Raw genomic sequence first — 22,968 nt, forward strand, 5'->3', positions numbered from 1 at the left:
GAGAGAAAGAGTTCGGACATGTTCGTCGTCGACACGCAGATCCACATCTGGAAGGAAGAGACCCCGGACCGCCCCTGGGTGCCCGGCGCCCGGGAGCGGATCCGGCTCAACGGCCACCGCGAGGACCCCTTCTCCTACGAGGAGGCCCTGGAGCTGATGGACGAGGCCGGCGTGAACCGGGCGCTGATCCTGCCGCCGTCCTGGGAGGGCGACCGCATCGACTACGCCCTGGAGGCCTGCGAGGCCCACCCGGACCGGTTCGGCATCATGGCCCGCATCCCGCAGAACAAGCCCGAAGAGGGCAAGGCCATGCTCAAGGACTTCGCGCAGAACCCGCACGTGAAGGGCACCCGGCTGACCTTCCACCGGCCGCAGGACCGCAACTGGATGATCGACGGCACCAACGACTGGTACTGGCCGATCGCCGAGGAACTGCGCATCCCGACCATGGTCCACGCCCCGATCTGGAAGCGTGAGCTGGGCGAGATCGCCGCCAAGCACCCCGAGCTGAAGATCATCATCGACCACATGGGCATCATGGCCCGCTGCGTCGACGACGCGATCGGCTACTGGGTCTCGGAGACCGCCGACCTGCACGTCCACCCGAACATCTACGTCAAGGTGTCGGCGCTGCCGGGCTACTCCACGCAGCCCTTCCCGAACAACAACATCCAGAAGTACGTGCGCGAGATGGTCGACAAGATGGGCCCGCAGCGCTGCTTCTACGGCACCGACATCACCCGGCTGCTCGGCCACGGCATCACCTACACCGACACGATCGAGCAGTTCACCAAGCACTGGGACTTCACGGCCGAGGAGCTTGAATGGATCATGGGCCGCGGTATCTCCGAGGTCCTGAACTGGCCGATCGAGGGCTGAGGAAACTCCGGCGATGACCAACAACCCACGGACCGACGGCGGGGACGCCGTCGTCTCCGCCTTCAACGCGGCGGGCGCCGACTACGTCTTCTGCTCCTCGGGGTCCGAATGGGCCCCGGTGTGGGAGGCACTGGCCCGCCGCCACCGCGACGGCGAGCCCGCCCCCCGGTACCTCGACCTGACCCACGAGACGGTCGCCGTGGGCATGGCGACCGGGTACGGGCTGATCGGGCGCCGCCCGCAGGGCGTGCTGCTGCACGCGGCGCCGGGCCTGCTCCAGGGGGCGATGGCCGTGCACGGCGCGCTGCTGGCCGGTGTGCCGATGGTGGTCGCCTCCTCGGAGTCGACGACGTACGGCGACGCCCCCGGGCACGACCCGGGCGGCCAGTGGTACCGCAACCTGTCGATCGTGGGCGGCCCGCACGGCATCGCCCAGCCGTTCACCAAGTGGTCGACCGAGGCCGCCAGCGTGCACACGCTGCCGGTCATGATCACCCGAGCGGCGGAACTGGCCCGGCGGGCCCCGGCCGGACCGGCGTACCTGAACATCCCCCTGGAGATCCTCCTGGAGGAATGGGACGGCCGCGAGGCCAAGCCCGTCGTGCCGCCGGGCTCCACGCACAGTTCGCCGGAGGAGGTCGATCCGGTCGCCCAGCTGATCCGGGAGGCGGCCAACCCCGTGATCGTCACCGAGACGGCGGGGCGCGAGGCGGGCGGCTTCGAGGCCCTGGTCGCCTTCGCCGAGGCCTGGAACATCCCGGTCGTCGAGCCGGACTCGGCGGTCTGCGGGAACTTCCCGCGCACCCACCCGCTGCACGCCGGCAGCGACATCGGGCCCTGGATGGACGAGGCGGACCTGATCCTCCTGGTCAACTGCCGGGCGCCCTTCTACCCGCCCTCCCGCCGCCCTTCCAAGGCGAAGATCGTCGTCATCGACGAGGTCCCGCAACGCCCGCACGTCGTCTACCAAGTGCTGTTCGCCGACACCTACTTGGAGGGCAACGTCGCCAACACGCTGCGCCAGCTGGCCAAGCGGGCCAAGGACCTCGACGAGCGGGCGGTCGAGGTGCGCAGGGCGGCGCAGGAGGAACGGCACACCGCCGAGCAGTCCGCGATCGCGGCGGCGGAGGCGAAGGCGGCCGAGGCCAAGGGCGTCGACCCGGTGCTGGTCACCGCCACCCTGCGCGGGCTGCTCGCCGGGCAGGACGCGATCGTCGTCGACGAGACCATCACCCACAGCCGGGTCGTGAAGCGCCATCTCCGGACCGCCGACCCGGACTCCTACTTCTACGTCCAGGGCGGACTCGGCCAGGGCATCGCGGTCGCCCTCGGCGTCAAACTCGCCGCGAAGGAACGGCCGGTGGTCCTCACCATCGGCGACGGCGCCTTCACCTACAACCCGGTGATCCCCTCGTACGACGCCTCGAACGCGTACGAACTGCCGCTGCTGATCGTGGTGTTCAACAACCGTGTCTACAAGTCGATGAACCTCAACCACCGCCGCTTCTACCCCGACGGCGCGGCCGCCGAGACCGGTGAGTGGCTCGGCACCGATCTGCACCGGCTGCCCCGGCTCGCCGCGTTCGCCGAGCCGTTCGGTATGCACACCGAGACCGTCGACACGTCGGAGGCGCTCGCGCCGGCGCTGGAACGCGCCCTCAAGGCCGTGGCCGAGGGCACGACCGCCGTCGTGGACGTCCTAGTCACCCGCTAGCCCAGGAGACACACCGCAACCATGTCCAGCACCCCCACCAAGATCCTGGTGCCCGCCGACGACCTGCGCACCTTCTCCGCCGCCCTGCTTGAGAAGGGCGGCCTGAGCGCCGAGCACGCCCGGACCACGGCTGAAGTGTTCGTCTGGGCCGCGCAGCGCGGCGTCGACTCGCACGGCACCGCACGCGTCCCCGCCTACCTGGACCTGCTCGCCAAGGGCGTGGCCAACGCCCAGCCGCAGATGACGATCGAGTCGACGGCCCCGGCCGCCGCCGTCCTCGACGCCGACCGCGCCCCCGGCCCGGTGGCCCTGACCGCCGCCGCCGACGAGGCGGTACGCCGGGCCCGCGAGACCGGCATCGCCTCGATCGGCGTGCGCCGCACGGTGCACACCGGCGCCATCGGCTACTACGTCTCCCGGATCGCCGAACAGGGCCTGGTCGGGCTCGGGTTCGTGGCCGGCATGCCCAACATGGGCTACACCGGCGTCAAGGGCGCGGCGGTCGCCACCAGCCCCCTCGCCATCGCCGTACCGGCCCGTGAACACGCCCCGCTGCTGCTGGACATGGCCACCGCCACCATCGCCCTCGGCAAGATCCGGCAGGCGAAGGCGAGCGGCACGCCGCTGCCGGAGGGCGCGGCCGCGACGGCGGACGGCACGCCGACGACCGACCCGGAGCTGGCGGTCATGCCCCTGCCCCTGGGCGGTGCGAAGGGCTCCGGCATGTCCCTCGCCTTCGAGCTCCTGACCAGCGTCCTGGTCGGCGCGCCGATCTTCGCGTCCTTCCACGCGGGCGACCGCAAGCACCGGCAGAACGCCCTGCTCATCGCCGTGGACCCGGCCGCCTTCGGCGACCCGGAGGCTTTCGCCGCGGGCGTCGACGACACCCTGGGCACGCTGAAGGGCCTGCCGGTCGCGGACGGCGCGGACGGGGTGTTCTACCCGGGCGAGCGCAGTGCGGCGGTGGCGGAGGAGCGGGGGGCGAAGGGCATTCCCGTGGCGGCGAAGGTATGGCGCGAACTCTCCGAGCAGGCCGACCGGTTGGGCGTCACTGTGCCGCGGCTCGAAGGCTAGGCGCTCCGCTGGAAGTGCCGCGATCTGCCGACTGCGGCGCCGTAGTGGCCGGTCGCCCACTCGCAGCACACCCCGAGCTCTCAGGCGCCCCGGCCCTGAACCTCCCGCACATGACGCGCGATGAGCGCATAGACCTCCCGCGCCTTCACGTCGTCCTTGCCGTCGTACCCGTGGTCCACCCCCGCCACCTCGTGGTGCTCCACCAGTGCTCCCACGGCCCCCAGCCGCGAGGCATACCGCTCGCCCTCCGCCCGGAGCAGGTCGAACTCGGCCGTGATCACCAGTGCCGGGGCGATGCCCGTCAGGTCGGCCGTGTCGGACGGGTGGGCGGGGGAGACCAACGGGTCGGCACGCCTCTTCGGCTCCGGGACGTACGCCGAGTTGAACACGTCGGCCATCCAGGGCCGCAGCATCGGCCTGGCGATGGCGGCGTGCTTGTCGGCGGCGTCCGTCGCGAGGTCCAGCGGGGGATAGTGGAGGACCTGGAGGGCGATCGCGGGGCCGCCCTCGGCCAGCGCCTGCCGGGCCACCGCCGCCGCGAGCCCGCCGCCGGCGCTCTGCCCGCCGACGGTCAGCCGGGCGCCGTCCCAGCCCTGTTCGGCCGCGTGTTCGGCGACCCAGCGGACCACCTCGTAGGCCTGGCGCGGCGGAGCCGGGAAGGGATGCTGCGGGGCGACGACGTAGTCGACGTTGACCACGGCCATCCCGGCCTCGGCGGCCAGGAACCGGCAGAGCGGGTCGTCGAGTTCGGTGAGCGACATGACGTAACCGCCGCCGTGGAAGTTGACGTGCACCGGGGGAGCGGGCGCCGTGGCCGGCGGCAGGTAGACCGTGGCGCGGGCCGGGGCGACGGACGTCGGGATGGTCAACGTCCGCACTGTGCGGGGGAATTCGGGGAACCGGGCATGCGAGGCGGCGTCGGAGCCCGGACCGCTCGGGCGCCGGCTCGCGAACCCGGTCAGGCGCTGCAAGGTCTTCGCGGCGAGCGCGGCGACCGAAGGGCGGGCCAGGAGGGACATACGGCTCCGATCGGGAGGGGCCCGCGCCACGGGGCGGCACCCGGCGGGCGACGGATCGACCATCAGGAATCCTGGCGATCGTCGGGTGACGATAACCCCCGTTCCGAGCGTGGTGTCAAGTCCCGCGGCGGTCAGCGGGAGTGCGGGCCCGGCCCGTCGTGGTCGCGGGGCGGGTGGCAGCAGGGGCCGTGTCCGGGCGGCGGTACCGGAGTCCCCGTGTCCTTGAGGGCCGTCACGCACGCGGCGAACTGGGCGCCCTCGATCATGTGCTCGCTGTCGGACGCGGCCTCGGCCAGGCTCGCGCAGGACACCGCCAGCAGCGCGGCGCCCGCGATCAGCGGCAGCGCACGGCGCGGTGGCGGCGGGGCGAGCAGCGCCCGGACCCGCTGGGGCACCGCGCCCCCGGTCGCCGCGAGCGAGGCCCGGGCCGGTGCCTTGGCCGAGGCGAGGGCCGCCCGGCCCACCGCGCGTGCCACCACCGTGCGGTCCCCGAGGTGTGCCGCGGCCTCCTCGTCGGCCCAGCGCTCCAGCACGAAGCCGCCGGTCTCCGCGAGCGGCCGCAGCAGCGGGCAGACGGCCGCCGTGAGCCGCCAGGCGGTCTGGAAGAGATGGTGGTGGCCGCGCAGATGGGCCCGCTCGTGCGCGAGCAGCGCCTCCCGCTCGGCGTCGCCGAGGCAGCGCAGCATCCCGTGCGAGACCACGATCCGGCCCGGCGCCCCCGGCAGCGCGAAAGCGTGCGGCGAGGCGTCGTCGAGCACGGCCAGCTCCAGGTCCCCGGGCAGCCGCGCGCACTCCCGGCGCGCCCAGAGCAGATGCCGTACCTGCCGTACGGCGGCGACCGCGAGGCCGGTCAGGGAGGCGAGCAGGGCGACCGTCGCGACCGCGGCCACGGTGAGGTACACGGGGTCGTCCGCACGCAGCGCCGTCACCGACCAGCGGCCCTCCTCCGCGACCTCGGGGATCTGTGCCAGCCCGGTGAACGCCAGCAGCGCCAGCGAGCCCAGCCAGCCGAGCGCCGTCACCAGCGCGCCGCCGGCCAGCGCCCACGCCGCCGGGTGCGGCGCGAACCGCCGGGCGAGCCGGGGCGCCAGCACCGCGAGGACCACGGTGACCAGGAAGGGGACGTAGACGCTGACGGTCATCGGCTCACGGTCCTTCGTCGGCGGGGCCGCCGTCGTGTTCCCCGAGCAGGCGCTGCAGCAACTGCTCGTCCTCCTCGGAGAGCTCGGAGACGAACCGGGCGAGCACGGCCTCCCGGTCGGAACCGCGCTCCAGCAGGGTGTGCATGCGCTGGGCGGTGTCGGACGCCTCGTCCCGCACCGGCGCGTACGCGTAGCCGCGGCCCGCCCGGTGCCGTACCAGCGTGCCCTTGTCGTGGAGCCGGGACAGGATCGTCAGCACCGTCGTGTAGGCGAGGTCTCCCGGCAGCCGCTGCTGGACCTGCCGGGCGGTCAGCGGCTCGGAAGCGGCCCACAGGGCGGCCAGCACACCGCTCTCCAGCTCGCCGCGGGCCCGCCGGGCGGTCGCCTCGCCGGTCTCGTCGATCTTCCGGTCGTGCACCGTTCACCGTCCTTCAACCAGCGTTCGAGGTCACAGCCTACCGGGACTGCTACTACTGCATGTAGAACCGGGGGCGGGCGGCTGTGAGCTGCGCGAAAGCGGTCTACTACAAGTTGTACGAGATTACCTACTACATGTTGTAGAGTTTCGCCGCTCCACTCCACCTGCGGAGTCTCTGCGGAGGAACCCACCCATGCCCCACCTCGGAAGTACGGTGCATCTGCGCGCCCTGGCGGTCGCCGCCCTGCGTCCCCGCCCCGTCCCGGTGCCCCGGCGCGCGACACCCGCCGAGCGCGTCGTGATCGTCTCCGCGAGCATCGGCGCGGGCCACGACGGCGCCGCTCGCGAACTGGAACGCCGGCTGACGGCGGCCGGTGTCACGGTCGACCGGTTCGACCTGCTCGACCTGCTGCCCGCCCGGCTCGGCCGGACGGTCCGCGACGGCTACCACCGGATGCTCGTCCGGGCGCCCTGGATCTACCAGCGCGTCTACTCCAGCACCGAACGCGCCGGAGGTGGCGGCCCGCTGGCCCGCGCGCTGCTGCGCACCGCCGAGAACCGCATGCGCGACGCCCTCCCCGCCGACACCGGCGCCGTCGTCTCCACCTACCCCGGCGCCAGCCGCGTCCTGGGCAGCCTGCGGCTCCGCGGGCGCCTCGACGCGCCGGTGTTCACCTATCTCACCGACTTCTCCGTGCACCCGCTGTGGGTGGCCGAGGGCGTCGACGTGCACCTCGCCGCCCACGCCGTGCCCGCCGCCCAGGCCCGCGCCCTGGGCGCCCGGGACGTCCGGGTGGGCGGCCCGGTGGCGGACCCGCGCTTCTGTCCCGCCGACGCCGAACGGCGCCGGGCGGCCCGGGCCCGGTTCGGGCTGCCCGCCGACACCCCGCTGGCGCTGCTGGTCGCCGGCTCCTGGGGGGTCGGCCCGGTCCGGCAGGTGGCCCTGGAACTGCGCGACTGCGGCGCGGCCGTACCGGTCGTCGTCTGCGGCCGCAACGAGGCCCTCGCAGAGCAGCTGCGCGCCGACGGCATCGAGCACGCCTACGGCTGGGTCGACGACATGCCTGGCCTGATGCACGCGGCCGACGTGCTGGTGCAGAACGCCGGCGGGCTGACCTCGCTGGAGGCCTTCGCCGCCGGACTGCCCGTCGCCAGCTACCGCTGTATACCGGGCCACGGGCTCACCAACGCGGCGGCGCTCGACGAGGCCGGGGTCGCCGCCTGGATCCGCGACCCGGACCAGCTCAAGGACGTACTCGGCGACCTGATCGACGGCCCGCGCGGCCTGCTGCAACGCGAGGCGGGCCGCGCCCTGTTCGCCGCCGCCGGAGCGGGCCCCGCGGACGAGATAGCGCGCGCCTGCCGCGCGACCGGCCCGGTGCCGATCCCGCGCGGCCTCGACCGGCCGCCACCCCCGTCGGGTCCGGCCGCAAGCGCTCCCGGCACCGCGTCCGCACCGCGCGGGCCCCGCCCGGCCGTCCGGCGCCTCGCCGCCAGCATGGTCGTGGCCTGTGTCGTCTGGGCCGGCGCGGTCGGCACCGCGGTCGCCACGACCGGCAGCGGCCCGGGTGTCATCCACGCCATCGGCCACACCCTGGACCTCGACGACGACGTCCACCCCGGCGCCCCGCAGCAGGGCCACCACTCGTGACGCCCGCACACGGCTCCGGTACGGACCCTCACCCCGCCCGCCCGACGGAAGATCCCCACTCGTGACCGCCACCGCACCCCTCCTCCGCGCGGCCGCCCTCGCCACCCTCCCGGCGCTCGCCCTGCACGCGGCGCCCGTGGTCTCCACGTTCGGCCCGCTGCGCAACCGCGCCATGCCCCGGCTCGCAGGCCGGGGCCGGGCGGACCATGTCGCCCTCACCTTCGACGACGGCCCCGACCCGCTGTCGACCCCGTTCTTCCTGCGGGCCCTGGACGAGCGGGGCATCCGCGCCACCTTCTTCCTGCTCGGCAGCCAGGCCCGCCGCTCGCCCGGCCTGGTCCGTGAGATGGCGGCCGCCGGTCACGAGATAGGGATCCACGGCTGGCTGCACCGACCGCTCCTGCTGCGCGGCCCCCAGGCCACCCACGACGACTTCGCCCGGGCCCGGGACACCGTCGGCGCCCTCGTCGGGCAGGCTCCCCGGCTGTTCCGGCCGCCGTACGGAGTGATGTCCACCGCGGCCCATGTGGCCGCCCGCCGGCTCGGTCTCACCCCGGTGCTGTGGACCTGCTGGGGCGAGGACTGGACCGCCCGCGCCACCCCGGACTCCGTCCACCGCACGGTCGCCCGGGACCTGGACGGCGGCGGCACGATCCTGCTGCACGACTCCGACTGCACCTCGGCACCGGGCGCCTGGCGTTCGGCCCTGGGCGCGCTGCCCCGCATCCTGGACACCTGTGACCGGCGAGGTCTCACCGTCGGACCGCTGCGGGAGCACGGACTCTGACGACCGGCGTGTACGCACCGCGCAGTACGGAGAGAAAACCCACGCAGTAACTTACTTGAGTTACGCAACGATATGGTAAACTGGCCGGTATGCCCACAGAACCGCTGCCAGCCGTCCCCGCCGCCACGCCGGAGGTCGTCGAGATCGAGCGTGCCCTGACCCGTATCACCTATCTGAGCACCCGGGCCCGGCAGCACGAGCGACTGATGGCCCTGGCCGGCGTCCCGCTGGACCGTGCCGCGGTGGCCCTGCTGCGCCAGGTCGCGGACTCCGAGCCGCTGCGCCCGGGGGAGCTGGCACAGCGGCTCGGAGTCGAGGCGTCCCATGTGACGCGTACGGTGCAACAGCTCCAGAGGTCCGGCTACGTCACCCGCGTTCCCGACCCCGACGACCGCCGCGCCCAGCGGATCGAGCTCACCGACGCCGGCCGGGAGGCCGTCGACCGCGTCCGGGACGCCGGGGCGCGCGGCATGCAGCTGGCCCTGGGGGACTGGGAGCCCGAGGAGCTGCGGCAGCTGGCCACGCTCTTCCACCGCATGGTCGACGACTTCCTGGCGTACGCGGTCGAGGACGAACCCGGCCAGGAGACCGCCGAGACGGCACCCCCGGCCCCCCGGGCCGTCTGAGACGCCGGTATGCGCGGCCGGGCCGGTGTCCCTTACAGGACCCGGCGGGAAGCGGGGCGGTACCGCCCGGTAATATCCGGCGGCAGGTCGTCTGAGGAGGCTGCGTGGCCCGGTCCGAACGTTCACCCCTGCTGCTCGCGGGGCTGCTGGCCGCGGCCGGCGTCGCGCACTTCGCGGCGCCGAAGTCGTTCGACGCGACGATCCCCAAGGCGCTGCCGGGGTCGCCGAGAGCATGGACGTACGGCAGCGGGGCCGTGGAGCTGGCGCTGGCGGCGGGGATCGCCCTGCCGCGGACCCGCGCGGTTGCGGCCCGGGCCGCCGCCGCGTTCTTCGTAGGTGTGTTCCCGGCCAACGTGCAGATGGCCGTCGACTGGCAGAAGCGGCCCGAGCCGCTCAGGACCGCGGCCCTCGCCCGGCTGCCGCTCCAGATCCCCCTGGTGCTGTGGGCGCGCGGTGTCGCACGTGACGAGGAGGGCCGATAGATGGCGGCACCTGTCGAGGTGGGAAGCACGATCGAGGACTTCGCGCTGCCGGACGAGACCGGTACGACGCGGACCCTCACGGATCTGCTGGCCGACGGACCGGTCGTGCTGTTCTTCTACCCCGCCGCACTGTCGGCCGGCTGCACCGCCGAGGCCTGCCACTTCCGGGACCTGGCCGCCGAGTTCGCCGCCGTCGGCGCCCGCCCGGTCGGCATCAGCGGTGACAGCGTGGAACGCCAGCAGGAGTTCTCCGGCAAGCACACGCTCGGCATGCCGCTGCTCTCCGACGCGGACGGCGCCGTGCGGGAGCTGTTCGGCGTGAAGCGGGGCTTCTCGCTCGCCCCGACCAAGCGGGCCACCTTCGTGATCGCCCAGGACCGCACCGTCCTGGAGGTCGTCCGCAGCGAACTGCGCATGAACACCCACGCCGACCGGGCACTGGCCGCCCTGCGCGCCCACCAGGGCTGAGCGGACGGTCCCGCCCCGCGCTTGATGCGCCGGGGCACAGGTCTCATCCTGGGGCGTATGGAGCGTGTCGCTGCCGCCGCGGTCACCGACGCCCTGGGCAGGGTGACGGGGTGGAGCGAGGGCGCGCGGGTGCTCACCGGACACCGGGCGGAGGAGGTCGTGGGCAAGCCTGCCGCCGACCTCCTCGCCGAGGCGGTCCCCGCCCGGGCACTGGCCGCCCGCTCCGGGACCGTCACGCTGCGTCATGCCGACGGCCGCCGCATCGAGATCGCGGTGACCGCCTGCCCGGTCCTCGGCCCCGACGGCACCACCACCGGCTACGTACTCACCGCCGACCCGCCCTGGCGGACCGACCCCACGCTGGCAGGCCAGGCCTTCCAGCAGGCCTCCATGTCGATGTCCGTCTTCGACGTCCGCCAGCGCTACCTCCGCTCCAACGACGCCGCCTGCCACGTCATGGGCGTCCCCGAGGAGGCCCTCCTCGGCCGCCACTTCCTGGACACCGTCGAGGAGGCCCCGCACAGCGAGGGCTTCCTGCGCCATCTGCGCCAGGTCGTCGAGACCGGCCGGCCCGTCCGCTACGAGACCTTCACCGGCGCCCCGGTCCTGAACCGGGACCACGCCTGGAGCATCGAGATGTGGCCCCTGCGCGACCCCGCCGGCGAGCTGACCGCCGTCGCCCTGGCCGCCTTCGACAGCACCGAGCAGTACCAGGCCCGGCTCCGGCTCGCCCTCCTCAACGAGGCGGCCACCGCCATCGGCACCACCCTGGACGTGGTGCGCACCGCCGAGGAGCTAGTCGAACTCCTCGTCCCCCGCTATGCCGACTTCGCCAGCGTCGACCTCCTCGACTGGGTCCTCGGCGCCGAGGAACTGCCCACCGTGCCGGAGGGCGACATCGCGCTGCGCCGCGTCGCCCACGGCTCCGTGACCGAGGGCACCCCCGAGGCCGCCGTACGGCTCGGCGAGGCCGAGGTGCACCCGGCGTCGTCACCGCCGGCGCGGGCGCTGCGGGAGCGGCGGGCGGTGGTCAGCCAGGAGGGCGAGCCCGAGTTCCGCCGCTGGGTCGAGGAGCGCAACGCCCTCTCGCCCGCCGGCCGGCCCTACCGCGAGGGCGTCCACTCCATGATCGCCGTACCCCTGCAGGCCCGGGGCGTCCTGCTCGGTGCCGTCGTGGGCGTGCGCATGCGCCACCCCGACGACTACGTCATCGACGACACCGTCTTCGCCGAGGAACTCGCCAGCCGCGCCGCCGTCTGCATCGACAACGCCCGCCGCTTCGCCCGCGAGCGCTCCACCGCCCTCGCCCTCCAGCACAGCCTGCTGCCCAGCGGCCTGCCCGGCCAGGCCGCCGTCGAGGTCGCCCACCGCTACCTGCCCTGCGGATCGCTGGCCGGCATCGGCGGCGACTGGTTCGACGTGATCCCGCTCTCCGGCAGCCGGGTCGGCCTGGTCGTCGGCGACGTCGTCGGCCACGGCATCCGCTCCTCCGCCACCATGGGGCGGCTCCGTACGGCCGTACGCACCCTCGCGGACGTGGACCTGCCCCCCGACGAGCTGCTCACCCACCTGGACGACCTGGTCACCCACCTTGCCGCGGACGGTCCCGGCGAGGAGGTCGCCGAGCTGGGCGCCACCTGCCTGTACGCCGTCTACGACCCGGTCTCGCGCCGGCTCAGCCTCGCCGCCGCCGGGCACCTGGCGCCGGCCATCGTGCTGCCGGGCGGCGAGGCCGAGCTGATCCCGATGACCGCGGGACCGCCGCTCGGCGTCGGCGGTCTGCCCTTCGAGGCGACGGAGCTCGAACTGCCCGAGGGAACCGTCGTCGCCCTCTACACGGACGGTCTGGTGGAGGACCGCGACCGGGACGTGGACCGCGCCACCGAGGAGATGTGCCGCGCGCTCAGCGCGCCCGCCGACTCCCTGGAGTCCCTCAGCGACAACGTGCTCAAGGCCGTCATGCCGGAACAGCCCGCCGACGACGTCGCCCTGCTGCTGGTCCGCACCCGCACCCTCGGCGCCGACCGGGTCGCCACCTGGGACGTGCCGCCCGACCCGGCCCAGGTGGCGCGCTTCCGGCAGGCGGCCACCGAGCAGCTCGCCGCCTGGGGCCTGGACGAGGCCGCCTTCGTCACCGAACTCGTCGTCAGCGAACTCGTCACCAACGCCATCCGCTACGGCGAACCGCCCATCCAGCTGCGCCTGATCCGCGACCGCGCGCTCATCTGCGAGGTCGCCGACGGCAGTTCGACCTCACCGCACCTGCGGCGGGCGCACGCCTACGACGAGGGCGGCCGCGGCCTGCTCCTCGTCGCCCAGCTCACCCAGCGCTGGGGCAGCAGGCAGACGGGCAGCGGCAAGACCATCTGGGCAGAACAGCCGCTGCCCGAAGGCACGTTCCCGGTCGCCGACGAGTGACAGGCTGCTCGGCGCTACCGGAATTCATTCGTAGTACACCGGCCTTCAGGCCGCTGGTGAAGTGAATCTGGCAGTGGCGACGCGGAGCGTCGCGGGCTCTGATCCAGCGGTGCCCGAAACTACGGTTCTTCGCCTGCGTCGCGGAGCGTCTCGAGGGCTTCTCGCGGCCGGCCCGGGTGGCGCTCACCCGGGCCGGTTCTGCTGTTCGATGTACTGCCTGGCCACGGCGAGCGGGGCGCCGCCGGCGGTCGCGGCGAAGCAGGACCCGGACCAGGGCTTGTTGGCCCGCCAGTAGTGGCGCAAGGTCAGGTAACTCTCCCTTAGCCTCCGGCCGGGGGTACCCCAGGCACAGGCGGGGGAGGGGACTCTCCTGGGGGAGCTGACCAGTTTGGTGATGGCGGCCTCGGGCGGGAAGTTCACCTGTAGGTGGATATGGTTGTCCTCGCCGTTGAACTCCACCAGTTCGCACCCGAAGTCCGTGCACACCGACCGCATGATCTTCTCCATGCGGGCGAGATGGGTACCGGTGAACACCTTGTGCCGGAACTTGGTCGCCAAGACCAAGTGGACATGCCTCACAAAAGTACAGTGCAGGCCAGTCTTGATCTTCTGCATCTCAGCCATAGCCCACGTACGTAGGGTGACGGTCATGCAGCTTCGGTACAGCTTCCGCCTGTACCCGGACACCATCCAACAGGCCGCGCTGGCCAGGGCGTTCGGGTGCGCCCGGGTGGTGTTCAACGACGCGGTCCGCGCCCGCGAGGACGCTCGCAAGGCCGCCCGGCCGTTCCCGACGGCCGGGGAGCTGTCCCGGAAGCTGATCACCGAGGCAAAGCAGACGAAGGAGAGGTCCTGGCTGGGCGAGGTCTCCGCGGTGGTGCTCCAGCAGTCGCTGCGGGACGCCGAGACTGCCTACCGCAACTTCTTCGCCTCTCTCAAGGGCACCCGCAAGGGCCCCAGGACCGGCCCGCCCCGCTTCAAGTCACGCAAGGACGCGCGGCAGTCGATCCGGTTCACGGCCAACGCCCGCTGGAGCATCACCGGCAGTGGCCGTCTGAACCTGCCGAAGATCGGCGCGGTGAAGGTGAAATGGTCCCGCACACTTCCCACCGCCCCCACCTCCGTCACCGTCATCAAGGACGCGGCCGGCAGGTATTTCGCCTCCTTCGTCCTCGACACCGACCCCACCGCCGACCAGGCACGGATGCCGGAGACCGACCGCACTATCGGCATCGATCTCGGCGTCACTCACTTCGCGGTCCTCTCCGACGGCACGAAGATCGACTCCCCGCGCTTCCTGCGGCGCGTGGAGAAGAAGCTGAAGAAGGCCCAGCGGGAGCTGTCCCGCAAGCAGAAGGGATCGAAGAATCGGGTCAAGGCCCGCCTGAAGGTCGCCCGCGCCCACGCCAGAGTTGCCGACGCACGCCGTGAGTTCCACCACCAGCTCTCCACGAAGCTGATCTCCGAGAACCAAGGGATCGCCGTGGAGGACCTGTCGGTGGCGGGACTGGCCCGCACCAAGCTGGCCAAGTCCGTGCACGACGCCGGATGGGCACAGTTCCTCAGCATGCTCAGGTACAAAGCGGAACGGTACGGCCGCACTCTGATCACCATCGGCCGGTTCGAGCCGACGACTCAGGTCTGCTCCACGTGCGGGGTCAAGGACGGACCCAAGCCCCTGAACGTCCGGGAATGGACCTGTGCCGGCTGCGGCACCGTCCACGACCGGGACACCAACGCCGCGATCAACGTGAAGACGGCCGCCGGACTGGCGGTATCGGCCTGCGGAGCGCCGGTAAGACCGGGAGCAATCCCGGCACAGCGCGAAGAAACAGGAAGCCGCGGATTCCCGACCGAACCCCGTGCCGCCTAGCGGCACAGCAGCCAATCGAGAAGGCCACAATCCTCGCCCTTCAGGGAGAGGAGCATGTCAATCGAAGTCGCAGCCCGGGTTCGGCACCGACTCCGAGTACGGCGAGCCGTGCGGCAGGATGTAGAGCACGTCGAGGACCAGGTCGGTGTCTCCCAGGTTGGCACCCAGATGCACGTCGCTCGGCCCGCCCGACTCGTACACCGTGCCGCCCTGCCGGTAGACGCCGTCCTCCTTGCAGTCGGAGCGGAAGTGGCTGAGGGTGCCCTTCTGGATGTATCCGTAGACCGGGCCGTCGTGGTAGTGCCAGCCGGTGGTCTGGCCTGGCGGGACGGTGATCTCCCGCAGGACGTAGTCCGTGTCGCCGATGGTGGTCTGGCTGATCACCCTGCCGGTGACGCCGGGTCCGGCGGGGGTGGCGTAGGCGGTGCCGCAGGTCAGCAGAGTGCCGGCGGCCACCGCCCCGGCCATGGCGGTACGGAGCGCGGTACGCATGTGTGGGGCCTCCTGAACCGAAGATCGAGTACCTTCGTGAACATAGGCCCCCGCACGGTCGGTCGGGGCGGGAACGGCTCAATCCGCGTACGCGCAGGCGGCGTTGCCGCTCATCCGGTCGGACACCGCCCGTCAACCCTCGCCCGCGGCCGCCGCGACCTGGGCGAGGCTGCGGCCGGAGCGCACCGAACGGGCCCGCCGCGGGTCGGGCGTGCCGTGCCCGTCCGAGCGCCCGGCCCCCCTTCTTCACCAGTAGCCAGGCGTCCTCGCCGTCGCGGCCCCGGAACCGGGTCAGGGCGTACTCGCCGTGCAGCTTGGAGCCGTGCCCGTACTCCAGTGACTCCCGAAACCGACCGGGCGTCCCCTGCGGTCGTGGCTGAGCGGCTCGTACCAGCCGTGGTCCCAGACGATTACGGTGCCACCGCCGTACTCGCCCTTGGGGATCACGCCCTCGAAGTCCTCGTACTCCAGCGGATGGTCCTCGGTGGGCACGGCCAGCCGCTTGTCCCCGGGGTCGGCGGACGGGCCCTTCGGGATCGACCAGGACTTCAGGACGTCGTCGACCTGCAGCCGGAAGTCGAAGTGCATCCGGCGCGCGTCATGGATCTGCACCACGAACCGAAGCCGGTCACCGGCCCCTGCCGCCTCTCCCGACGGCTCCCCGGTCCGCTCCAAGTCACGCTTGTCACGGTACGTACGCAGCCGCTCGTCGTCGCCACCCACCACGGCTCCTTCCCTCGGACGTGCGCCCCGAGGACCTGGCAGAGCCCCTCCCGATCAGCGTGGGGCCTGCTGCTCGGTCCCGTCCAGTTCGGCGACCGCGTCCTCGGGTGGGCGGCTCAGAACTCCTCATGGCGGTCTGGGTCGCCGCCGAGCCGCCGGTGGGCCCGCTCCGAGACGGCCGCCATCTGGGCGGCGTCCAGTTCGAAGCCGAACAGGTCCAGGTTGGCGCGCTGCCGCTCGGCGTCCGACGACTTCGGAATGGGCAGGGCACCGAGCTGGACGTGCCAGCGCAGCACCGCCTGGGCGGGCGTCACCCCGAGCGCCTGCGCGACGGCGACGACGGCCGGGTCGTCGAGCAGCCGGACGTCCCGGCCGAGCGGGCTCCAGCTCTCGGTGACGATGCCCTTCTCCGCGTGGATGGCCCGCAGCTCGTCCTGCGGGAACAGCGGATGCAGCTCCACCTGGTTCACGGAGGGCAGCACCCCGGTCTCCTTCTCCAACCGGGTGAGGTGCTCCTCGGTGAAGTTGGAGACGCCGATCGAGCGCACCAGACCGTCCTCGCGCAGCCTGATCATCGCCCGCCACGAGTCGACGTACCTGTCGACCCGGGGGTTGGGCCAGTGGATCAGATACAGGTCCACGTACTCCAGGCCCAGCCGCTGCCGGGACTCCTCGAAGGAGGCGAGGGTCTCCTCGTAGCCGTGGTGGCGGCCCGGCAGCTTCGTCGTCACCACCACCTCCTCGCGGGGCACCCCACTGCTCGCGAGACCCCGGCCGACCCCGGCCTCGTTGCGGTAGTTCACCGCCGTGTCCACGAGCCGGTAACCCAGCTCAAGCCCGTGACGAACGGCCTGTTCGGCCTGCGTGTCGTCCATCGGCCAGGTGCCCAGGCCGGTGGCGGGGATCGCCGTACCGTCGTTGAGCGTGTACGCCGGAATGCTTGTCATGATGGGACCTTTCCTCAACTGTGTCGTCCCTCCAGCGTCACGGATGGAGTGAGCGGTTGCGAGGCGTTCGGGGCGGCGTAGCCTGGACATGATCGACGCCAACCCGGCACTGGAGGTGGGCGATGTTCATCCGAATGCTGCGGCGCCGACTGCCGCGTGGCCTTGTCCTTCTCGGCAACGGCCGTCTAATCCGGGGTTTCAGCGGCGGCGACTACGACGGTCACGGATACCAGTCCTGACACGCCTGCACCCCTGGAACGGGAGGAGGCGCGGTGGCTCAGGACACCGATGCCCTCGTGGCCATGACGCACATCCTTTCACCCCACTGCCGTGTCACCAGGTTGTCCGGCGGGGCCCTCATCGCCGACTGGCGACGCACGCGTTTTCTTGGCATGACGACCGCCGACGTGCGGAAGTTTGTAGGCGGAACGTCCGAGGAACGTGCGGAACTCGTCACCGGACTCGTCCGAGCCGGATGCGCGACGGCCCGACGAAAGGCCTACGCGGACGCCGAGATCGGGCTCTGGCTTCGCGGTGTACATCTCCTGATCCGTGCCATGGGTTTCGGACGCGTCCTTCGGCTGCTCCCCCTGGTCGCCCCTGGCTACGCCCGCGCGGACACCCCTTCCCCGCAGGATGTGGCACGGCTGAAACGAGCGGTCCAAGCACACGGCCGCAGAAGCTGGTTCGTCGACGATGACTGCAAGGCCGAGGCCGTGACGGCATTCGTCCTTCTGCGGCGGTGCGGCTTCGAGGCCACGCTGCACGTTGGCGTGCGTGAGCACCCGTTCGCCCTGCACGCCTGGACGTCAGCGGCCGGGCTGTGCGTTCCCGCCGCCGACCCGCGAGGGCACGCCTTCACGCCGGTTCTCTCGATCGGCTGCGGAAGCGAGTGACATTGGAAGCGCTCCGACTCGAATGGTCCGGCGGCGCGGTGAAGCTGTGGACCGCCGGGGCGATGGCTCGGCAGGGACTCGTGACAACGGTCTCCTCACCGGCCGGCACCGCGGCGGTCGTCGGCTGGGCCCATTCGGTCCATGACCGCCTGGCCGGCGCTCGCGCTCTCCTCGACGCCTTCGACCGCCCCGGAGCCGAGCCGCCGCTGCCGACCGGTGACTTCGCGGCTGTCCTGGTGTACCGGGACCGCGTGCTGCTGATGCGGGACGCGCAGGCACGCATCCCGCTGTTCTTCAGAGAGTCCGGTGGCCGCGTGAGCGCCGTGAGCACCTCGGCGCGCAGCCTGGGGCACGCCGCGGAGTTGGAACACCGTTACTTCTGCCGGTACCTGACCGGGAACATGGCCCAACCGCACGCGGAGTTGAGCCCGTTCGCCGGGGTGCACCGTGTCCTGGGCGGCGAAGTGGTGGAGCTCTCGGTCACCGGGCGGCTGCGCGGCCGGTCGATACTGAGTGCTCGTCGGGCCGGCCTGCCGCCGGCACCACTCGCAGACGGACTCGGCCCCGGTGGCGCCGGGCAGGATCTGCGCCGAGCCCTGGAGCAGGCTGTCGCGCGCCGCCTCGGCAGGACGACCGCGTGCCACGTCTCCGGCGGCACCGACTCCACCAGCGTCGCGTTGCTCGCTGCGCGTCAGCTCGCCGCGGGTGAGGATCCCGACGCGGATCTGATCCTGCTCGCCGGGCGCTTCGGCGGGGGTGAACTGGCCGGGGAGCGGCCGTACCTCGAGGAGGCCGTCGACGCGGTTCGCCGGCTTGCACCAGCGGCCCGTCCGGTGATCGTCGAGGCCGACGACGTGGCCGACTTCGATGACTTCGAGCACCACGCGGGAGACTCGGACGAGCCGCACGCCCACGCCTTCCGTGCCCCGTTCTGGAGCAGGCTGCATGCCGTTGCGGCGGAGCTGGGCTGCGACATCCTTCTCACCGGTTGCGGAGCCGATCCGGTCGTCGACTCCAACCCGCTGCACCTGCACCGGCTGGCGCGCTCCGGAAGGCTCCGGGAGCTAGCGAGCCAGGCACATGCCTACGCCGCAACCAGTGAACGGGGTATCCGTGAGATCGTCGGCACGCACGTGGTGCGGCCGGCGCTTCCGCTGGCGGCCGAACGGTTCGCGAGGCTGGTCCATCGCGGAACAGTCCTCGGGGGACTCGGCAACTTCACTCGGCCGCCCTGGCTGCGCCCCGGATTCGCGCGGGCTCACGGCTACCGGGCGGCCAGCATCGCCGAGAGCCGCTTCGTGTTCGGGCGCAGGCCGGAGCAGTCGCTCTACGACGCGGCCAACTACCTTGCCGCGCCTGACCCGTTGTCCTGGCGCTACGCACAGCAGAACGGGTTTTTCCTCTCCCACCCCTTCCTCGACCCGGAGGTGATCGCGACGATGCGGCGCCTCCCCGCCGAAGCCACGATGCGAGCGGGCCGTTCGAAGGCGGTTCTGCGCGAGGCCATGGCGGATCTGCTCCCGCGTCGGATACACGACCGAACGGCCAAGATCCCCTTCAACGACCTTTACGTCCGTGGTCTGCGGGCACACGGCGACGAACTCATCGACCTTTGCCGCTCCGCACGGCATCCGCTCGTAGCGGAGATGTTCGACGTCGACACGCTGTGCCGGGCGGTGCGGGAGGCGCAGTGGGGGATGGGCGACTCGTACTCCTGGGACCGTGTGAACTGCTCGCTCGCGCTGGTGGTGTGGCTGGAGCGGCTGTCAGAGGTGCGTGCACCGGCAGCGGGGGCGACGGTGCCGGTCACAGCTTGCTCTTGATGTCCCACAGGGTGCGCTCCACCGGCCCTGTTTCGACGATGCGGATGCCGTACCGGTTCTGTGTCACGTGATCGGACTCGTCCTTGCCGTGTGCCGTACTGATGGTCTCCGTAATGTTGACGCCGTGTTCGCCGAACTTCCAGTAGACGGTGATGTGCCGGGTATCCCTCGTTTCCGCGTCGATCGCGTTGTTCTCGCGAAGCGAGCTCTCGTAGATGAGGGAATCAAAACCCGTATCCCTTTTCAGCCAATCGGGTACATGTCCGCCACCCCAACTGCTGAAACCCGATGGGGCGGGCTCGAGGCGGTTGAGGGACACGCGGTCCTTGCGCGTGAGGTGTGCGCTGGCGTAGAAAGCCACCTGGTCGTACTCCGTGTCCTTGGGCAGTTGTACGACGACTCGGGCGCTGACGGTGTCGTTCGCGTCGATTGAACCTCCGTAGCGCATCCACGGTTGGGCCTGTACCAAGTCGCCGGGCTGGTAAATCTCTCTGCGCGACAGCGGATTCGTCCCCTCGAATTGCTTCCACTGCTCGGCAGTGGCTCGCCACTGCTGGCGGAGCCGGTCCTGGGGGACCAGCGGCACCCGTTGCGCCATGGCGTGGAATTCGGTGCCGAGCACGTCGAAACTCAGGTCGCTGTGGTTCTCAAGGGTGATGTCGACCGGCACGGAGAATGCCTTTCGGTCCGGACTCGGCACCGGGGTCCCCGTGATCAGTCTGACGACGGGCCTGACCTCGTGCTGCGACGGCAGGTAGAGATTCTGATAGCCGAAATTTCCTGCCGCGATGACGGTGGTGACGAGCAGTGCCGTGGCTACCCGCTTCGGAGCGGGAATCACGGCCAATGTCCGCCACACGGCGAAGACAGCCCATGCCGAACCCGACGCGAGGGCGCCGAACAACACCTTCCAAGGGACCGAGTCGGCGTTGTTCAGCAGTTCGAGGAAGAGTGTCACATTGGCCAGGACGGCGGCGAACGCACCGACCAGGGCCACCAGGCCGGAGTTGGCGAAAGTCCGGAACAGCCAGTGGTCCACGAGCGCGGCGGCGCCCAGGAACGAGGTGAAGGCGACTGCGACGAGCACTGCACCGGTGAGGCGACCGGGAAAGGTGAAGGCACTGGTCAGGTCCCCGATACCGAAAAGGCCCAGCGTCGCGGTCGTCAGCAGGAGGACCAGCAGGACCGACACTAGACACGCGCGCGACCATCCGTTGTGCGCCAGGGCCCTTTGGGCCCGCTGACGCGAGGAGTTCCGCGAGTTCTTGCGAAGGCTCATGCGGTCACCTGTCGGCCTGTGTCAACGGTTTGCATGGGTGTCTCCTTTGCGGACCACAGCGGACCAGAAGCTCTGCCACCAGGGATTTCGAGATCATCGTCCGTGGAGAACCGCCCGATCGCCATCCGCATGCCTCCGGATGCAGGAGAACCCGGTGCATCACCGCGTCCCATGCCGGGGTACTTCACCAGTGGCCGGTACCGACGACCAGCGGAGCACACATGACGACGGAAAGCAGCACGGGGAACCCAGCGGCCGAGGTGAGACCCGTTGCCGGGCACATCGGGGCCGAGATCACCGGCGTCGAGCTCACCGACGAACTCGACGACGCCGTGGTCGGGCTGATCCGGGAGGCCGTGCTGCGCTGGAAGGTCGTCTTCTTCCGGGACCAGCGGCTGGACCACGCCGGGCACGTCGCCTTCGCCCGCCGCTTCGGCGAACCGGTCGTGCTCGGCCGGCGCGGCAGTGCCTCACCGGCCGGCTTCCCCGAGGTGGAGACCACCGCCGACCGGCTGGAGCTCGGCGGCCGGTTCGGGATGGAGCACGAGGAGTGGCTCCAGCGGCGCCGGCACACCCTGCTGCGCGGCTGGCACTGCGACCACGGGGCACGGATCGACCCGCCCGCCGCGACCATTCTGCGCGCCGAGACCGTCCCGCCGTACGGCGGCGACACCACCTGGGCCAACCTGGCCGCCGCCTACGCCGGGCTCTCCGCACCCGTGCGCGCCTTCGTCGACGGCCTGCGCGCCGAGCACCGCCTCGGCGTCGGCTACCAGCCCCGCCCCGGTGATGACACATATCTGCGCCACCTCCTTGACCATCAGGTGGCCTCGGTGCACCCGCTGGTACGCGTCCACCCGGAGAGCGGCGAGCGGGTGCTCTACGTCAACGGGTACTACGTCGAGCAGATCGCCGGCGTCTCCCGCCCGGAGAGCGCCGCACTCCTGGAGATGCTGCTCGAACAGGCCGTACGGCCCGAGTACACGGTCCGCTTCCGCTGGGAGCCCGGCAGCGTCGCCTTCTGGGACAACCGGGCCACCATCCACCTCGCGCCCGGCGACAACGCCCACCTCGGCTTGCCCCGCGTCATGCACCGGGTGATGCTGCACGGCGAGGTGCCGGTCGGGGTGGACGGCAGGCCGTCGGAGCCGGTCACCGGCACGGAGGCGCGCCGCTGGTGACTCAGGCCGCGGCCCCCGGGCGCCAGCCGAGCGCCGGGCCGAGACTGGTCGCCAGGTCCGTGAGGATCTGGACGTAGTCCTCGTGCTCGAACGTGAACGGCAGGGCGAAGGCCACCTCGTCGACCTCGCGGAACCCGGCGTGCTCGTGCAACCGCTCGACGATCTCCGCCGAGGTGCCGACGATGTCCGGCGCGAACAGCAGCCGCGCCGGGCCCTGCGGGGTGGTGGTACGGGGCAGGCGCTTGGCCGCGTACGCCTCGTACTTGGCCCGCTGCTCGGGTGTGGCGGAGTCGGTCGGGATGACGACCAGGCCCTGGGAGACCCGGGCCGCCTCGCCGTCGGGGTGATGGGCGCGGAACTCGCGGATGTGCGAGCGCTGGATCTCCGCGAAGTCGTGCGGCCCCTCCGGCTCCACGGCCCTGACGACACTGCTCGTCAGGAAGTTCATGCCGTGCTCGCCCGCCCAGCGTGCCGAGCTGAGGCTGCCGCCGCCGTACCAGAGCCGCTGTCCGAGCCCGGGGGAGTGCGGCTGGACGACGTCGGAGAACACCTCGAAGCCCTCGACCCCGCTGAAGTCGGTTGCCGCCTTGCCCCGGACGAAGTCCAGGAGCCGCCGGACCCGCTCGTAGCTGAAGTCCTCCACGTCGGCCGTGTCCGGGTAGAGGGCCTCCCTGACCTGCTCGTAGTGCATGGGCGGGCCCACGCTCACCCCGGGGTTGAGGCGGCCGCCGGACAGGAGGTCGACGGTCGCCAGGTCCTCGGCGAGCCGCAGCGGGTTCTCCCAGCCCAGCGGGATCACCGCGGTGCCGAGTTCGATCCGGCTGGTGCGCTGCGAGGCCGCCGCGAGGACGGCGACCGGGGACGAGATGCCGTACTGCAGATGCCGGTGGCGCACCCATGCGCTGTCGAAGCCCAGCCGCTCGCCCAGCTCGATGATCTCCAGCGTGGACTCGTGCCCCCGGCCCGGATCCGCGCCGTCGAACAGGCCGATGGTGAGGAAGCCCAGTCTGCGCAGGGGGCGTGGGGTGGACGGCACGGGTCCTCCAGCGGTCGTACGTCAGTTCTGCCCCGATTGT

Annotated in this window: 21 protein-coding genes and 1 pseudogene; 13 read left to right on the forward strand and 9 right to left on the reverse strand. The window is 71.7% G+C overall.

The window, feature by feature from the left end; translation table 11 throughout:
• The first annotated feature begins 18 nt into the window (after window positions 1-18).
• The 3 genes from KVT45_RS17115 to KVT45_RS17125 are packed head-to-tail and all read left to right on the forward strand — an operon-like array spanning window position 19 to window position 3,667.
• Entirely contained in the window at window positions 19-879 is an 861-nt protein-coding gene (locus tag KVT45_RS17115; protein ID WP_217548352.1) for an amidohydrolase, read from the forward strand.
• A gap of 13 nt (window positions 880-892) precedes the next feature.
• The gene (locus tag KVT45_RS17120; RefSeq protein ID WP_217548353.1) at window positions 893-2,593 is read left to right on the forward strand and encodes a thiamine pyrophosphate-dependent enzyme; all 1,701 of its coding nucleotides are present in this window, start codon (window positions 893-895) and stop codon (window positions 2,591-2,593) included.
• 21 nt (window positions 2,594-2,614) lie between these two features.
• Window positions 2,615-3,667, forward strand: a complete 1,053-nt coding sequence (locus tag KVT45_RS17125) for an Ldh family oxidoreductase (RefSeq protein ID WP_217548355.1) — start codon at window positions 2,615-2,617, stop codon at window positions 3,665-3,667.
• An 80-nt stretch (window positions 3,668-3,747) separates the two neighbouring features.
• Here the strand turns inward: KVT45_RS17125 and KVT45_RS17130 are convergent, their stop codons facing one another.
• From KVT45_RS17130 to KVT45_RS17140, 3 genes are all read right to left on the reverse strand, one after another.
• On the reverse strand, window positions 3,748-4,686 hold the full coding sequence (locus KVT45_RS17130) for an alpha/beta hydrolase (RefSeq protein WP_217548357.1): 939 nt from the start codon (window positions 4,684-4,686) through the stop codon (window positions 3,748-3,750).
• 131 nt (window positions 4,687-4,817) lie between these two features.
• Window positions 4,818-5,828: a M56 family metallopeptidase gene (locus tag KVT45_RS17135; protein ID WP_217548359.1), complete on the reverse strand. Its 1,011-nt coding sequence runs from the start codon at window positions 5,826-5,828 to the stop codon at window positions 4,818-4,820.
• A gap of 4 nt (window positions 5,829-5,832) precedes the next feature.
• Entirely contained in the window at window positions 5,833-6,246 is a 414-nt protein-coding gene (locus KVT45_RS17140; RefSeq protein ID WP_217548360.1) for a BlaI/MecI/CopY family transcriptional regulator, read from the reverse strand.
• Between the two features lie 193 nt (window positions 6,247-6,439).
• Here KVT45_RS17140 and KVT45_RS17145 point away from each other — a divergent pair, with 193 nt between their 5' ends.
• The 6 genes from KVT45_RS17145 (at window position 6,440) to KVT45_RS17170 (ending at window position 12,678) form a co-directional block, all read left to right on the forward strand.
• Entirely contained in the window at window positions 6,440-7,897 is a 1,458-nt protein-coding gene (locus tag KVT45_RS17145) for a glycosyltransferase (RefSeq protein WP_217548362.1), read from the forward strand.
• Window positions 7,898-7,958: 61 nt separating this feature from the next.
• A complete protein-coding gene (locus KVT45_RS17150; RefSeq protein WP_217548364.1) occupies window positions 7,959-8,684 on the forward strand; it encodes a polysaccharide deacetylase family protein in 726 nt (241 codons plus the stop codon).
• Window positions 8,685-8,773: 89 nt separating this feature from the next.
• Window positions 8,774-9,310: a MarR family winged helix-turn-helix transcriptional regulator gene (locus tag KVT45_RS17155; protein WP_217548365.1), complete on the forward strand. Its 537-nt coding sequence runs from the start codon at window positions 8,774-8,776 to the stop codon at window positions 9,308-9,310.
• Between the two features lie 104 nt (window positions 9,311-9,414).
• The gene (locus tag KVT45_RS17160; protein WP_217548367.1) at window positions 9,415-9,792 is read left to right on the forward strand and encodes a DoxX family protein; all 378 of its coding nucleotides are present in this window, start codon (window positions 9,415-9,417) and stop codon (window positions 9,790-9,792) included.
• Window positions 9,793-10,260, forward strand: a complete 468-nt coding sequence (locus tag KVT45_RS17165; RefSeq protein WP_217548368.1) for a peroxiredoxin — start codon at window positions 9,793-9,795, stop codon at window positions 10,258-10,260.
• Window positions 10,261-10,317: 57 nt separating this feature from the next.
• Window positions 10,318-12,678, forward strand: coding sequence for a SpoIIE family protein phosphatase (locus KVT45_RS17170; RefSeq protein WP_217548370.1), 2,361 nt, complete (start codon window positions 10,318-10,320; stop codon window positions 12,676-12,678).
• Window positions 12,679-12,861: 183 nt separating this feature from the next.
• Here the strand turns inward: KVT45_RS17170 and tnpA are convergent, their stop codons facing one another.
• Window positions 12,862-13,329 (reverse strand): IS200/IS605 family transposase, encoded by a 468-nt coding sequence (gene tnpA / locus KVT45_RS17175; RefSeq protein WP_308310747.1) that lies wholly within the window; start codon window positions 13,327-13,329, stop codon window positions 12,862-12,864.
• Between tnpA and KVT45_RS17180 the strand changes: the two genes are divergently transcribed.
• Complete coding sequence (locus KVT45_RS17180) at window positions 13,328-14,551, forward strand: RNA-guided endonuclease TnpB family protein (protein ID WP_217548373.1); 1,224 nt, start codon at window positions 13,328-13,330, stop codon at window positions 14,549-14,551. The two genes, tnpA and KVT45_RS17180, sit on opposite strands and share 2 nt — an antisense overlap.
• A gap of 57 nt (window positions 14,552-14,608) precedes the next feature.
• On the opposite strand, the gene KVT45_RS17185 is transcribed toward KVT45_RS17180, so the two are convergent.
• From KVT45_RS17185 to KVT45_RS17195, 3 genes and pseudogenes are all read right to left on the reverse strand, one after another.
• Window positions 14,609-15,043, reverse strand: a complete 435-nt coding sequence (locus KVT45_RS17185; RefSeq protein WP_217548375.1) for a cupin domain-containing protein — start codon at window positions 15,041-15,043, stop codon at window positions 14,609-14,611.
• Between the two features lie 132 nt (window positions 15,044-15,175).
• A pseudogene (locus tag KVT45_RS17190) lies at window positions 15,176-15,766 on the reverse strand (DNA polymerase ligase N-terminal domain-containing protein).
• 116 nt (window positions 15,767-15,882) lie between these two features.
• Window positions 15,883-16,713, reverse strand: coding sequence for an aldo/keto reductase (locus tag KVT45_RS17195; protein ID WP_217548376.1), 831 nt, complete (start codon window positions 16,711-16,713; stop codon window positions 15,883-15,885).
• Window positions 16,714-16,985: 272 nt separating this feature from the next.
• Here KVT45_RS17195 and KVT45_RS17200 point away from each other — a divergent pair, with 272 nt between their 5' ends.
• Entirely contained in the window at window positions 16,986-17,609 is a 624-nt protein-coding gene (locus KVT45_RS17200; RefSeq protein WP_308310748.1) for a lasso peptide biosynthesis B2 protein, read from the forward strand.
• Window positions 17,606-19,432: an asparagine synthase-related protein gene (locus tag KVT45_RS17205; protein ID WP_308310749.1), complete on the forward strand. Its 1,827-nt coding sequence runs from the start codon at window positions 17,606-17,608 to the stop codon at window positions 19,430-19,432. Before KVT45_RS17200 ends, KVT45_RS17205 begins: the two co-directional genes overlap by 4 nt.
• Here the strand turns inward: KVT45_RS17205 and KVT45_RS17210 are convergent.
• Window positions 19,416-20,711 carry a hypothetical protein gene (locus tag KVT45_RS17210; protein ID WP_254646921.1) on the reverse strand — a complete coding sequence of 432 codons (1,296 nt, stop codon included), beginning with the start codon at window positions 20,709-20,711 and terminating at the stop codon, window positions 19,416-19,418. The genes KVT45_RS17205 and KVT45_RS17210 overlap by 17 nt on opposite strands.
• 221 nt (window positions 20,712-20,932) lie before the next feature.
• Between KVT45_RS17210 and KVT45_RS17215 the strand changes: the two genes are divergently transcribed.
• Window positions 20,933-21,892, forward strand: coding sequence for a TauD/TfdA family dioxygenase (locus KVT45_RS17215; protein WP_217548378.1), 960 nt, complete (start codon window positions 20,933-20,935; stop codon window positions 21,890-21,892).
• Between the two features lies 1 nt (window position 21,893).
• Here KVT45_RS17215 and KVT45_RS17220 read toward each other — a convergent pair whose 3' ends face one another.
• Entirely contained in the window at window positions 21,894-22,928 is a 1,035-nt protein-coding gene (locus KVT45_RS17220) for an LLM class flavin-dependent oxidoreductase (protein WP_217548380.1), read from the reverse strand.
• Window positions 22,929-22,968 lie beyond the last annotated feature (40 nt).

The sequence above is a fragment of the Streptomyces sp. GbtcB6 genome, assembly GCF_019091475.1.
GTDB classification, from domain to species: Bacteria; Actinomycetota; Actinomycetes; order Streptomycetales; family Streptomycetaceae; genus Streptomyces; species Streptomyces hyaluromycini.